We start from the raw sequence: 13729 nt of genomic DNA on the forward strand, positions 1-13729 counted from the left end.
CCTCGAGTATGCTATAAAGCACTATTGATTGACTCTTGAAATGGTGTATACTAATAGTTAAGGAGGGTCACGTGAAGGTGTTATACGTTGACCATTATGATGATAGAAAGGAGTGCTTGTTATGAAAGAATCTGTATACGAACAAATGAAATCTGCGTTGCAAGAATTAGCGGTTGCAGCTAAGTTAGGACAAGGTAAGTTGCTTGTGATTGGATGTTCTACTAGTGAAGTACGAGGTGGTCATATTGGCAAGGATTCTTCTTTGGATGTGGCAGCGGAATTATTCAAGGCTCTTTCAGAAGTACAAAGAGACTATGGATTTGATGTGGCTATCCAATGTTGTGAGCATTTAAATCGGGCCTTATTGATGGAACGTGCTGCAGCGGAAGTCAGAGGATATGAAGAAGTGAATGTAGTGCCTGTACAACATGCAGGGGGCTCCATGGCGACTACGGCCTATGAGAAGTGGTCTGACCCTGTGGCGGTAGAATGTGTGCGAGCTGATGCAGGTATCGACATTGGAGATACGTTCATCGGTATGCATTTAAAACATGTAGTAGTTCCCGTACGATTAGCCGTGAAAGAAATTGGAGCGGCCCATGTGACAGCAGCTCGTGTACGACCTAAATTTGTAGGGGGCGACCGAGCTCATTATAATGAGGCGTTAAAGTAAGAAAGTTGTGAGGTATCTGTGGAATTTTATACCTATGCCTATGTGGTGCAAAGAGGAGAATTTACATCTCTATTACAATACATTGTGACATCTATTTTGCTAGTGGCTTTACTAGTGGTAGGTGTGAAAGTGATGTACAATCGTTTCGATACGAAGTTTCGTGATTTAGGAATTATTATTGTACTAGGGCTAGTTTTTTTACTAGGCCTACAAGTCAATGACTATACGCGAGATGTAGATAATGCTGAAGAATCCAACTATATGGTTCAGTTTCTGAATAATTTCAGTGAAACAGAGCATGTTAACAAAGAAAAAGTTCGTGTGAACTCCTTGCGTGTTCATGATCGTATGATTGTGAATATTGACGATAAGTTTTTTGAAGTTACTTTCACTATGAATAAGGATGGTTATGCACTGCGTCCGATTCATATGATGAATGCTAATCCAAAAGTGGTAGATGTGAAGAAGGACGAACGATAATATGTTAACAGGTTATACATTAGTATTTATTAAGCTAACTCTTGGTATCTTGGCTCTCATTTTACAAATGAACTTGATGGGCAAGGGCAATTTGGCGCCTAATTCTGCCTTGGATCAAGTGCAAAACTATGTACTTGGTGGTATTATTGGTGCCGTAATCTACAGTGAAAGCATCGGTATTTTGCAATTTTTCCTGGTGCTTATCGCTTGGACGATTGTAGTGATGGGATTGCGTTTTCTTAGTGCTCATGTGCGATGGATTAAGACTCTCATCGATGGTCGACCTAGCATTGTGATTGATCGAGGAAAGATCCGAGTCGGGGAATGTTTGAAACGTGGCCTTCGGGGCAGTGATTTACAACTAAAACTTCGCAGCGCAGGGGTTACCCTTGTGAGTGATGTACGGCGTGCTGTATTAGAACAGAATGGACAATTGACAGTCGTTATGAACGGTGATGATTTGATTCGTTATCCTGTCATTGTGGATGGTGTAGTAGACCTAGATATTTTAGAACTAGTGGATAAAGATATGGCTTGGTTGGAAGAAGAAGTGGAAGACCAAGGGTATACAATTCGAGAAATTTACGTTGGTGAATACTCCAAAGGACATTTGATTTTGCATCCTTACAAAGGGCGCAGAGGGTAATACCATTGTATTTTTGGATGGAATGGTGTATACTTGGTGTAGAAAGATATAAGAAGTTAGAGCATTCTTTCATGAACTCAAAAAAGGACGGCTGCCACCGTCCTTTTTTCTTTCTATTTTCTATTCTTGTAATATTGCAGAATTGCATATGTCAAAAAATTAACAATCAATCCTTGCAGAATAGGGGTCAGAAAGTGACCAGATAATAATGAAGTTAGAGCCTCGTACATAAACTCACCTCCTTTCTATCAAAGAGGATGTCTAAAGTATAGCACATTTTATGAGAGAAAGGGGCATAAAGCCTTGAATAGGGATAGAAAAACATGTATAATGGTAAAGTAATAGCATTGGAATATGACAGTCCTATGGGGCTTGTGCAAGGAGAGCCTGTGAACCATGTCAGGCCTTGATTGGAGCAGCATTAAGCGGTAACTCTCTTGTGCCACGAGGAAACCTATAGGGCTGTCAGATTCGAGTGCTATGGTAAAGCAGCTAGCTTAGCTGCTTTTTTTCATATCTTAAGGGAAAGGAGGTTCCATGAGTTATTTAGCCTTATATAGACGATGGAGACCGAAGCAGTTTACAGATGTAGTAGGACAACATCATGTATCGGACACATTGCAACGAGCTATTCGGGAAGATAAAGTAGCTCATGCTTATTTATTTGCTGGCCCTAGGGGGACAGGTAAAACGAGTATGGCTAAAATATTTGCTCGTGCCATCAATTGTGAGCATGGGCCTACAGACACACCTTGTGGTCAGTGTGAATCATGTCAACAAATGTTGCAAGGACAAGCTTTGGATGTGATCGAAATCGATGCAGCTTCTAATCGTGGTATCGATGAAGTACGTGCCTTGCGAGAACAGGTCAACTTTTTGCCTGTAGTAGGTCATAAAAAAGTGTTCATCATCGATGAAGCGCATATGTTGACGAATGAAGCATGGAATGCATTGCTGAAAACTATTGAGGAACCTCCTAGTCATGTCATGTTTATTTTTGCTACTACAGAGTCTGAAAAATTACCGGTAACGATTCTATCTCGTTGTCAGCGCTACACATTCCGACGCATTACGGCAAAGGATATTACAGCGCACTTATTATATGTGGCAAAAGAGAGTCAGATTTCCCTTGATCCAGCGGCAGCACAGGTCATTGCGGTTCATGCAGACGGAGGCTTGCGGGATGCATTGAGTATTTTAGACCAATGCTCGGGGATGACATCAGAGATGATTACGGCCCCGTTAGTAGAATCTATGATTGGTCTAGTGAGCAAGACTTGGGTCTTAGATGTAGTGGATATTCTGAAAGCTGGTGATGGAGCCGGAGTATTGCAAGCTGTAGACGAAGCACTACAACAAGGGCGTGATGCACGACAAATTGTGACGGCTATTGTAGAGCATTTGCGGGCTATGATTATCGCCAAGGTGTTGCCGGAAGCAGAAGAATTACTGGCCTATGATACACATCGTGAAAGATTGCTAGAGCAGACAAATGCGTTGACTATGGAAGAAATTGGCCGCTATATTAATGTGCTGCAAACGGTACAAAACAATGCGAAACAAGTGGATAATCCAAGAGTCATTGTGGAGATGGGATTACTTTCACTCTTGCAATTAGGGGGCGGTACCTATCAAACCTTAGAGGGACGCATGACGACGATGGAACAATTTGTGAATCGTCAAGAAGACAACTTGTTGCAAAAGGTGAACGAGTTAGTAGAGCAACGGCCTATAATGACCGTGGGTGCATCTAAGGCGGAAGCTGTAATTTCTCCTGTAAGAACTATAGAAATGCCGCCAATGCCAGAAAATGATTTCTATGAAAGTGCCATGGAGGATATACCACATCCGGTAGCAGATGAAACAGTTGTGGAACCAGTACCGAAAACAGTACGGATGGCTCCATTGCCTCCGCCGACTGTTAGCGCTAGCTCACGAGGAACCTCTCCGATTAAGAATACCTTGCCTCCACCAACGACCAAGAAAAGTGCAAATCCAAAACCAGCACCTAGTAAACGGACGGAAGTGAGTCAAGATATCGTTATAGGCCGTGGCATTGTGAATGTGCATGAATATAGCACGATTTTAGCAAACGTGATAAAATGGTTGAGAGGTCATGGATTTGGCTTGCTCAACACGATTTATCAGCAAGGTAAACTAGCCTATTTAGATCAAGAGCGAGCGATCCTTGTATTCCCTACTGCGGTGGCAGTGCCTATTTTGACACAATCACGCCATCAGGAAGATGGGAAGCGTGCGTTCCAACAAGTCGTAGGCAGACCGATTCTGGTGGAAGCGATGGCTAAGAATGATCCTCGGCTTCGGGTGTATATAGAGGCAGCTCAAGGTGGTTCATTAGAAGGAGCTAAGAGTACTGTACAGTCAGAACAGAGCGATGCTTCTCCGGTAAGTTCTGCAAAGGTATATGGTGAGGTGTCACAAGAGAAAGTAGCAAAAGAAACGGCTACAATCTCAGCGGCACGATCAGTATCCACAGAGGAAATAGGCTCATCGCAGGATGTGATGCAAGGTGTGGTAGAAGAAACGATAGCTGCACCGGTATATACGGGAACGTCTGCAAATTCTCATGTGGGAGCCGGCAGTGCCCCTACAAATATAGAGGGTATCATTGATGATTTCCTCACAGTTTATGAAAATCCTGAAGCAGTGCTCAATCCGTATTATGAGGAAACTATAGCTGGTAACAAGGAACTTTCACAGGGGGCGGTACAAGATGTACGGAGTTTACCTAAGTGGAGTTCTGCAGAGGCCAGTGATGAAGAACAACAAGATCCACTGTTATACCCTGCATTGCAGCGTATGGAAGCAGTTGGATATGATATTTATGTAGAAGAAGTAGACGAAACGTCTAAGAATTAAGAGGAGGTTCACTATGTTTGGTGGCGGTAATATGCAAGGTATGTTGAAAAAAATGCAAAAAATGCAAAAGGATATGGCGAAGGCTCAAGAGGAGATTAAAAACTCCGTAGTGGAAGCATCCATCGGTGGTGGTGCTGTTTCTGTGACAATGAATGGAGAACAAGAAGTATTGTCCATTAAAATTGCGCCAGCAGCGGTAGATCCTGATGATGTAGAAGCATTGGAAGATTTAATTGTAGCAGCTGTGAACGAAGCAAACCGCAAAGCGAAAGAAGTAGCAGAACAAAAATTAGGTGCTGTAACAGGAAATCTGAAAATTCCTGGAATGCCAGGCATATTCTAATATGACAAATCCATTAGAACGATTAGTTGAAGAGTTACGTCGATTGCCGGGGGTAGGTGCGAAATCTGCACGGCGCTTGGCGTACCATTTGATAGAAGCGGAGCAAGAAGATGTACAGCGGTTGGTGGAAACCATTGTAGCCGCAAAGGAAGCCACGCATCGTTGTTCACAATGCTTTAATTTATCTGCCCAAGACCCTTGCGAATTTTGTGCAAGCTCTAAACGGGACCGATCCATGATTTGCGTGGTGGAAACATCTCGTGATGTGATTGCCATCGAGCGCAGTGGGGATTATAAAGGGTTGTACCACGTATTAGAAGGGGCTTTATCTCCTATTGATGGAGTTGGCGTTGAAGACATTCGATTGAAAGAATTAATGATGCGCCTCCAAGATGATACGGTACAAGAAGTAATCATTGCTACGGACCCTGATGTAGAAGGGGAAGCCACAGCGCTGTATATTGCACGATTGTTGCAACCGACAGGGATTAAGGTAACGCGCATTGCTCGAGGAATTCCAGTGGGCGGCGATATTGAATATGCCGACGAAGTGACGCTAAGTGGCGCCGTATTACATCGTCAAGAAATGAGGTAACTATGGATTATATTATGACAGCTGCAGTGGCGGTCATCGTAGCCTGGGTGGTTATCAAAGTGGCTTGGTTTACGATTAAACGAGTAGCTATGAATGTATTTTTAGGGATAATTTCCTATGCATTCGTAACAGAGGCTCTACATATTCCTGTGGATATGAATATTATGTGGTGGGCCTTAACGATGATATTGGGGCCTTTGCCAGTATTGGGTTTGGCATACTTTCACTAATAGGATAAGGAGAACCTATGCAATTGAATGCAGCGCAACAACAAGTTGTGAATGAATTAGATAGAAACATTTTATTGCTAGCTTCTGCAGGAACCGGTAAAACAAATACATTGTCCCATCGAGTGGCACACATTCTCGAATCTGGGCGAGCAACGGGAGAGGAAATACTATGCCTCACCTTTACCAATAAGGCTTGTCGTGAGATGAAAGAACGGATGCTTTCTATCGTGGGGCAGCAGGCACAGGCTGTGAAAGTATCTACTTTTCACAGCTTTTGTTATACCATCTTGCAAGAAGAGGCAAAATTACAAGAAGATTTATTTTCCGAGTTTCTCATCATGGATGAGGAAGATACAGCCGAATTGATCGGTGAATTTTTGCCAGGGTTAGTAAAAGAGCGAAATTTGGGGAATACCCCACTCATTATTCATAAAGACACGATACAACGAGTGATTGGGGTAGTGAAAGAGTATCGGTCTGTATATGGGTATTATTCTGATGATTTACAGATGGATTATATACAAACCATAGAAACTCTATATGATAAAGATATATCTGTATTGCAACAAGCTATGGGTAGTTCTGTAGTGGAAGAGTTTTTCCGTCACAGTGGTATCGATGTGATGATGGACTATGAGAAACGATTACGGGCTCTTAATGGATTGGATTTTACAGATTTAATCACAAGAGTACATCAGCTGTTCCAACGACCTGATGTGGCTAAGCGTTGGTGTAGTCGCTACTCCTATATTGCAGTGGATGAAATGCAAGATACGAGCCGCCTAGAATATGATGTGATGAAAGTGATGTGGCCAGGCAATCATGTTTTGCTATGTGGAGATTACTTTCAAACTATTTATGAATGGCGAGGGTCAGATCCGTTAGCATTAATCAAGGATTTTCGCAAGGACTATGAGCCTATAGGAATTGTATTTGATGAGAACTATCGGGCGAATCAAACCTTGTTCAAAGCCTCCTTTGCTATGTTACAACAGGTGTTCCCTGAGTTGGTAGCTGATATGTATGAGAGGCTGCCACGGGCGGTAGCCAAAGAGTCGGGATCTCCTATCGTTGTCTATGAGGGGGCCACTGCCTATAAAGAGGCGGCCTATATTTTCGATGCACTACGTGCATTGCGGTCTAGTCAGGCCATGCCTCCTGCCGGTATTTTAGTGCGTTTTAATTACCAAGCAAAAGAGTTAAGTCAGCTCTTTGAGACCTTTAATAAATCCTTGTCAGAATCAGAACGATTACGATTTATTTTAGTAGATGAGCTGAAGTTTTTCCGACGTCAAGAAGTAAAGGATATATTGTCTTTCTTTAAAGTACTTGCCAATCCTCGGGATGTGATGAGTGCTAAGCGGATGATACGAAAATTTGTCACAGGCGTTGGGGAACAAAAGATTAAAGAATTGGAAAGCTCCTATGTGCGTGAAACGGGATTGCGAATTACAGACTTCATGAGTACTCATATTTTTGAACAAGAACCGTATGAACGATTAGAAAGGGCTCTTTTAGCCAAAGATGTAGTCGTATTTGATGTGGAGAGTACGGGTGTGAATGTCATGGAGGATCGGATTATTCAGATGGCGGCGATTCGCATTGATGAAACGGGGCAAGTGGTGGATACCTTTGAAGAGTTTATCAATCCAGGCGTACCCGTGGGGGAATCGGAACAAGTGCATGGATTTAGTGATGCCTATTTGGCTGAGCATGGTCGCCCACCAGAGATTGTGCTACAAGAATTTTCTGCATTTGCACAAGGGGCTGTCATTGTAGGTCATAATGTGACCTATGATATGAGTATTTTAGAGCAAGAATGCATACGGCATCACGTGGCGATGCCCACAGTGCAAGCTGTGTATGACACATTGAATATCTATCGTCGCTTTTATCCGAATTTACGAAATCATAAATTAGGCTATTTGAGTGAACATTTTCCTATTGATCATAAGCCTACACATAATGCTATGGATGATATTTTAGCCACTGCTAAGTTATTAATCTATGCTATGAAGAAAAATATTATCCCTACAAAAGCGCAACGGATGGGCTTTGTCAATAAATATAGGGCGTACTTCGGTAAGATTGCATCTGCTATGGATACATTGCGGCGAAAAATGCTCACCAGTAAGCCGACGGAGCTATTAACCTATATTATGAAAGATATGGGTGTAGCTGGGTATTATGAAAGTAAAGTAACCGGGGATAGTCATGGGCGTCAATTGCAGAGTATCCGAGAACTCTATAAGATTTTTAAAGAGTTAGAAGAAGAAAACCCTGAGTATGTAGGTCGAGATGGGATACAAGTTATGTTAGAGCTATCTGCCTTAAATGCTGGGGAAGGTATGTTCCGTCGTAGAGGAGATGATCGGATTCCGATTATCACAGTGCATCAGGCCAAAGGTAGTGAGTTTGATCATGTCTTTTTAGCGGGAGTGAACGATAGTGCGTATCCATCATATCGAGCGGTTCAAGAAGGTCGCATCAGCGAGGAACAGCGTATTTTTTACGTCGCTTTGACAAGGGCTAAGCAGCACTTAACGATTACGTATCATGTGCATCGCAGTAAAAAACGAGACCTCATGGGAAGTCGATTTATCCAATGCATTCCTCGGCAGTATTTGGACTTTCACCAGTAATAGTAGGATCTGCGAGGCGTGATAAATCCGTAGGGACCTATAGAAAAAGTTCTACTGATAAGGTATAATATTGCGTATAGAGATATGTTTCTATATAAGTTATCAATCATTTGGGAGGACAGAATGGAACAAAAAGAGATGGTTGTTGTCGTTGACTTTGGTGGTCAATATAATCAACTGATCGCGCGTCGTGTACGTGAAAATAATGTATATTGTGAGGTGTATCCATACAATAAAGCATTAGAAAAAATTAAAGAATTGCAACCAAAAGGTATCATCTTCACAGGTGGCCCTGCTAGCGTATACGAAGAGAATGCTCCAAAAATGGAAGCGGAAGTATTTGAACTTGGTATTCCAGTGTTGGGTATGTGCTATGGTATGCAGTTTATGGCACACACTTTGGGCGGTCATGTAACATCTGCAGAAACTCGTGAATTTGGTAAAACTCCAACTCATGTAGATGTGTCCTCACCATTGTTTAAAGGGCTTTCCGAAGAAGAAGTTGTTTGGATGAGTCATGTGGATTATGTGGCAAAAGTACCAGAAGGCTTCAAAATCGTAGCTCATACAAAAGATTGTCCAGTAGCAGCGATGCAAAACGAAGAGCGCCGTTTATATGCTATGCAATACCATGCAGAAGTGTTGCACACAGAACATGGTAAAGAAATGCTTCACAACTTCTTGTACGAAGTGTGTGGATGTACAGGCCAATGGACAATGGCAAACTATGCAAAAACTGCCATCGAAGAAATCCGTAATACTGTAGGTGATGGTAAAGTGTTATTGGCATTGTCTGGCGGTGTAGATAGCTCTGTAGCAGCAGCGTTAATTTCCAAGGCTGTAGGCGACCAATTGACTTGTATCTTCGTTGATCATGGTTTGATGCGTAAAAACGAAGGTGACGAAGTAGAAGCGGCGTTTAAAGATTCTGGTATGCACTTCATTCGTGTGGATGCAGAAGAACGTTTCTTGACAAAATTGGCAGGTCTTGAAGATCCAGAAGCAAAACGTAAAGCTATTGGTGAAGAATTTATTCGTGTTTTCGAAGACGAAGGTCGCAAAATTGGCTCCGTTGACTACTTAGCACAAGGTACGATTTATCCAGACGTAATTGAATCTGGTACTGGCGAAGCAGAAGTGATTAAATCTCACCACAATGTAGGTGGCTTGCCTGCAGTAGTAGATTTCAAAGGTTTAATCGAACCACTTCGCAACTTGTTCAAAGATGAAGTACGACAATTAGGTGCAGAGCTTGGTTTGGCAGATTACCTAGTATGGCGTCAACCATTCCCAGGTCCAGGTCTTGCGATTCGTGTGATGGGGGAAGTAACGAAAGATAAGCTAGATGTATTGCGTGATGCGGACTACATTTTCCGTGACGAAATCGCAAAAGCTGGTTTAGATCGTTCCATTAACCAATACTTTGCGGTGTTAACAAGCACACGCACAGTAGGTGTTATGGGTGACTTCCGTACTTATGATTACACATTGGCCTTGCGTGGGGTGACCACCACTGACTTCATGACAGCTGATTGGGCGCGTATCCCTTACGATGTATTAGATACTATCTCCCGCCGTATCGTGAACGAAGTAAATCACATTAACCGTATCGTGTACGATATTACAAGTAAACCACCAGCAACCATTGAGTGGGAATAAACTAAACATACTGAAAGCCAGCAGAATTTAGGTTCTGCTGGCTTTTGGTTTGTTTCAAATAATTAAAAATATATATGTAATTGTTGTGTTGCTAAATATAATGTTTTTCAATAGATATTAAATGGACTCCTATAGATTCAATGATTAAAACAAAGGATTGTGCTGAACCATATTTTTAATTTATGATATAATAAAGTTTATATAAAAACAAAGAGAGCATTGAATTATAATATCTTATAAAAATAGAGTTTTTATAAATGTTTGAATTAGCAAACAAAAGTTAAAATATATAAATTATTGTAATTATTCATTAATTATAAGCGGTAGAATCTTAGAAAATTTAAATAGCACTTATTACTATTTAAGGGATATTTTGATAGTTGCTAAGAAAGGGAGATATTGTTGTGAACAGATTTGATATTATTCAAAAAATAGGTAACAAATATCATGTTGGAAACACAGAAGCAGGTGAGTTTAGCTATGTTAAGGCACTTGCTACGATTGGGAAGGATATTAAAGATTACCAAAAAGGTGATACTCAACAAAATCACCAATTTTTAGATATTCGCTTCGAAAATGATAGATTAGCAATATTAGTAGAGTGTAAAAACAAGTTTTCTAAATGGAAAAAAGAGAAAATTCAGAAGCAATTACAGGATTATGTTAGATATGAAAAGGCATACTCTGATAAAAAGATAGTTGCCATATTGGTAGAAACCGATGGTGATGATGTATGGGTATGGTACGGTCAATCAGTAATTATAGATGATGAGCACAAAAAATCAGATGAATCAATTATTAAAACATTTGAAGAATATGAAAATCTTTGTTTTGGTAAAGTCAATGATAAAATTAAAGTTGTAGATTCTATCAAAATACTTAATGAAAAATTGAATTCTGATGGTGTCAATGAAAAGCTGAGAAGTCAATTTGTAGGTACATGTTTATTAGCATTGAAAAATGGTCTTACTTATAAAAATGTAAACGGAACTATTGATCCCAATACAGGGAATAACTTATCGCCTGAAAAAGTTGTAATAAACAATATAAAAAGTATTTTATCTGGTTTGTTGTCCAAAAGTGGAGATATAACTGACTTAAATAAAGCGGGTAAGCTATCAGTTCTAAATAACAAGGTTTTGGATGATCAAGATATAACGACTTTAACATATGAAGAAATAAAAGATATATTAGAATTTATAGATTCCAACATCGTTCCTTATATAAACGATAAAAATACGGCAGGACAAGACCTATTGAATGTATTTTTTACTACATTCAATAAATATATTGGTAAGTCTGATAAGAACCAAGCATTTACGCCTGATCATATATGTGATTTTATGAGTAAGGCAGTGGGAGTTAATAAGAATTCAAGAGTACTAGATCCTTGTTGTGGAAGTGGGGCATTTATTGTTAGGGCAATGACTGATGCTATGGATGACTGCGAAACTGAATTAGATCGTGAGAATGTAAAGAGAAATCAGATTTTTGGAATAGAATATGAAGATGGAGCTTTTGGTTTGTCATCTACAAATATGCTCATACACGGAGATGGAAATTCCAATGTGGTGCAAGCATCTATGTTTGATAGAGCAGAATGGATACAGGATAAGAATATAAATATTGTTCTTATGAATCCTCCATACAATGCAACTAAAAAATTTTGTGACCCTCAGTATACAAAATCGTGGGATGCTGAGAAAAAAGTGGATCCATCTAAAGGATTTCATTTTGTTGAGTGGATAGCAAGGCATGTTCCAAGCACTTGTAAAATTGCTGTTTTACTTCCGATGCAAGCGGCAATCGGAAATTCAAGAGATATTAAAAAATTTAAAAAGAAAATGTTGGAAAACTACACATTAGATGCTGTGTTCTCCCTGCCTAATGAAATGTTCTATCCGGGAGCTTCAGCTATTGCATGTTGCATGATATTTGATTTGTCTCAAAAGCATGAGAGAGCAAATAGAGATACATTTTTTGGGTATTTTAAAGATGATAAATTTATTAAGAGAAAAGGGCTTGGAAGAATAGAACAAACAGACCAAGATGGAAATAGCTTATGGCAAAAGATAGAAGCTGAATGGCTAGATTTGTATAAGAATAAAAGAGAAGTGGCTGGATTGTCTGTTATGCACAAAGTAACATGTGATGATGAATGGTTAGCAGAGGCATATATGGAGACAGATTATACAAAGCTGACAGTAGGCGATTTTGAACGCACCATCCGTGATTATTATTCATATTTAATTAAGAGTGGTGGAAAATGATACTGAATACGAGCAAATGGAAAAATTTTTGTTTAGACAAACTGTTTACAATAAGTGCAGGAATATATCATTACTCTGATGAATACGACATTGGAGATACACCGTATATATCTGCATCTAATGAAAATAATGGAATACAACAACGAATAAATTTAGACCCTGAATTTTCTGGAGATTGTATCATTACTGGAAAAGTAGGGTGTACGACTTTTTATCAGTCTGAAGATTTCTGTGCAACTAGTGATGTTAACATATTCAGACCTAAAAATTTTGAGTTAAATAGAAAAATTGGATTATTTATAACTGCTATTATCAATTTTAGCGAAAACTATAAGTGGAATTATGGTAGACAATGCAGGGTTGGAGATAGTAAAAAAATTATAATTAAGCTTCCAACAAAAATGAAGGATGATGTGTATGTGATTGATTCAGAAAAAATTTTTTCGGATGAAGGCTATATACCTGATTTTGATTTCATCAACCAATTTATGGAATACGTTGAAAATGGAGAGAGTGTGTGTGAAGGTTCTATTAAAGATAGTTTAAGAACGACAAATATGAAATGGGATAAAAGTTTTGATATTAAGATCGCAAATTGGAAAGACTTTTATTTGCATAAACTATTTAAAACTAGAATGGGTAATGGTATAGATGCAGTTGTTACAACAAACTATAATCCTAAATATAATTATGTTTCCAGAGATAGTAATGGGAATGGTGTAGTTGGATTTGTTGATGAAATAGAAGGAGAAGAGCCATTTCCAGCAGGAACGATGTCGTTAGCTTTGGGTGGTAGCTTTTTAGGCTCTTGTTTTATTCAAAAGGAATCATTCTACACAGCACAAAATGTTGGTGTATTACAAGAACGAGAACCTTTGTCCATATATACCAAGTTATTTATTGCTACTTTAATTAGAAACGAGTGTAAGATAAAGTATCAAGCATTTGGCAGAGAACTAAATTCTCATTTCAGAAAAGATTTTACGATTAAACTACCAATTAAGATGGATAAGACAAACATAGTGTACGATGAGAATAAGTTTTACTCAGACGAGGGGTACATTCCTGATTGGGAATTTATGGATAATTTTATTAAAAATTTACCTTATGGTGATAGAATTTAAAGAAATTATTAATAAGTTAGTGGTGAAAAATATAAATATCCTTCAATTTATCCCCAAGATATAATATAATAAATGTGGGTAATAAAGTGGGGGATAAATTTATGTATATAGGCTCTTTGTCAAATGTGGGGGCTGCTCATATAAAAAGTTCTTAGCACTAGCTATCTAAATAGCTAGTGCTATTCTT

11 protein-coding genes and 1 other RNA gene are annotated in these 13729 nt (G+C 39.4%); all 12 read left to right on the forward strand.

Annotated features, from left to right (window positions below; genetic code table 11):
• Window positions 1–121: 121 nt before the first annotated feature.
• The 12 genes from EO122_RS06025 to EO122_RS06080 all read left to right on the forward strand — a co-directional run bounded on the left by EO122_RS06025 (window position 122) and on the right by EO122_RS06080 (window position 13542).
• The gene (locus EO122_RS06025; protein ID WP_127009792.1) at window positions 122–673 is read left to right on the forward strand and encodes a TIGR01440 family protein; all 552 of its coding nucleotides are present in this window, start codon (window positions 122–124) and stop codon (window positions 671–673) included.
• 18 nt (window positions 674–691) lie between these two features.
• On the forward strand, window positions 692–1153 hold the full coding sequence (locus EO122_RS06030; protein WP_127009793.1) for a DUF3290 family protein: 462 nt from the start codon (window positions 692–694) through the stop codon (window positions 1151–1153).
• A 1-nt stretch (window position 1154) separates the two neighbouring features.
• Complete coding sequence (locus EO122_RS06035) at window positions 1155–1799, forward strand: DUF421 domain-containing protein (protein WP_127009794.1); 645 nt, start codon at window positions 1155–1157, stop codon at window positions 1797–1799.
• A gap of 341 nt (window positions 1800–2140) precedes the next feature.
• Window positions 2141–2281: signal recognition particle sRNA large type (ffs, locus tag EO122_RS06040), an RNA gene on the forward strand.
• A 55-nt stretch (window positions 2282–2336) separates the two neighbouring features.
• Window positions 2337–4679 carry a DNA polymerase III subunit gamma/tau gene (gene dnaX, locus EO122_RS06045; RefSeq protein WP_127009795.1) on the forward strand — a complete coding sequence of 781 codons (2343 nt, stop codon included), beginning with the start codon at window positions 2337–2339 and terminating at the stop codon, window positions 4677–4679.
• Window positions 4680–4692: 13 nt separating this feature from the next.
• On the forward strand, window positions 4693–5022 hold the full coding sequence (locus EO122_RS06050) for a YbaB/EbfC family nucleoid-associated protein (protein WP_127009796.1): 330 nt from the start codon (window positions 4693–4695) through the stop codon (window positions 5020–5022).
• Window position 5023: 1 nt separating this feature from the next.
• Entirely contained in the window at window positions 5024–5617 is a 594-nt protein-coding gene (gene recR / locus EO122_RS06055; protein ID WP_127009797.1) for a recombination mediator RecR, read from the forward strand.
• A 2-nt stretch (window positions 5618–5619) separates the two neighbouring features.
• The gene (locus EO122_RS06060; protein ID WP_126937946.1) at window positions 5620–5847 is read left to right on the forward strand and encodes a hypothetical protein; all 228 of its coding nucleotides are present in this window, start codon (window positions 5620–5622) and stop codon (window positions 5845–5847) included.
• A gap of 17 nt (window positions 5848–5864) precedes the next feature.
• Window positions 5865–8489 carry a 3'-5' exonuclease gene (locus EO122_RS06065; RefSeq protein ID WP_127009798.1) on the forward strand — a complete coding sequence of 875 codons (2625 nt, stop codon included), beginning with the start codon at window positions 5865–5867 and terminating at the stop codon, window positions 8487–8489.
• Window positions 8490–8612: 123 nt separating this feature from the next.
• Window positions 8613–10148 carry a glutamine-hydrolyzing GMP synthase gene (gene guaA / locus EO122_RS06070; protein ID WP_127009799.1) on the forward strand — a complete coding sequence of 512 codons (1536 nt, stop codon included), beginning with the start codon at window positions 8613–8615 and terminating at the stop codon, window positions 10146–10148.
• Between the two features lie 404 nt (window positions 10149–10552).
• Window positions 10553–12418, forward strand: a complete 1866-nt coding sequence (locus EO122_RS06075; protein ID WP_127009800.1) for a class I SAM-dependent DNA methyltransferase — start codon at window positions 10553–10555, stop codon at window positions 12416–12418.
• Complete coding sequence (locus tag EO122_RS06080; protein WP_127009801.1) at window positions 12415–13542, forward strand: restriction endonuclease subunit S; 1128 nt, start codon at window positions 12415–12417, stop codon at window positions 13540–13542. Before EO122_RS06075 ends, EO122_RS06080 begins: the two co-directional genes overlap by 4 nt.
• Window positions 13543–13729 lie beyond the last annotated feature (187 nt).

Source organism: Veillonella sp. CHU110, from assembly GCF_003992255.1.
In the GTDB taxonomy this organism is placed as follows: domain Bacteria; phylum Bacillota; class Negativicutes; order Veillonellales; family Veillonellaceae; genus F0422.

What these genes read in the sequence shown, in the direction of transcription:
- EO122_RS06025 (WP_127009792.1), top strand. Translation starts at nt 122, where the DNA reads ATGAAAGAATCTGTATACGAACAAATGAAATCTGCGTTGCAAGAATTA.
- EO122_RS06035 (WP_127009794.1), top strand. Translation starts at nt 1,155, where the DNA reads ATGTTAACAGGTTATACATTAGTATTTATTAAGCTAACTCTTGGTATC.
- dnaX (WP_127009795.1), top strand. Translation starts at nt 2,337, where the DNA reads ATGAGTTATTTAGCCTTATATAGACGATGGAGACCGAAGCAGTTTACA.
- EO122_RS06050 (WP_127009796.1), top strand. Translation starts at nt 4,693, where the DNA reads ATGTTTGGTGGCGGTAATATGCAAGGTATGTTGAAAAAAATGCAAAAA.
- recR (WP_127009797.1), top strand. Translation starts at nt 5,024, where the DNA reads ATGACAAATCCATTAGAACGATTAGTTGAAGAGTTACGTCGATTGCCG.
- EO122_RS06060 (WP_126937946.1), top strand. Translation starts at nt 5,620, where the DNA reads ATGGATTATATTATGACAGCTGCAGTGGCGGTCATCGTAGCCTGGGTG.
- EO122_RS06065 (WP_127009798.1), top strand. Translation starts at nt 5,865, where the DNA reads ATGCAATTGAATGCAGCGCAACAACAAGTTGTGAATGAATTAGATAGA.
- guaA (WP_127009799.1), top strand. Translation starts at nt 8,613, where the DNA reads ATGGAACAAAAAGAGATGGTTGTTGTCGTTGACTTTGGTGGTCAATAT.
- EO122_RS06080 (WP_127009801.1), top strand. Translation starts at nt 12,415, where the DNA reads ATGATACTGAATACGAGCAAATGGAAAAATTTTTGTTTAGACAAACTG.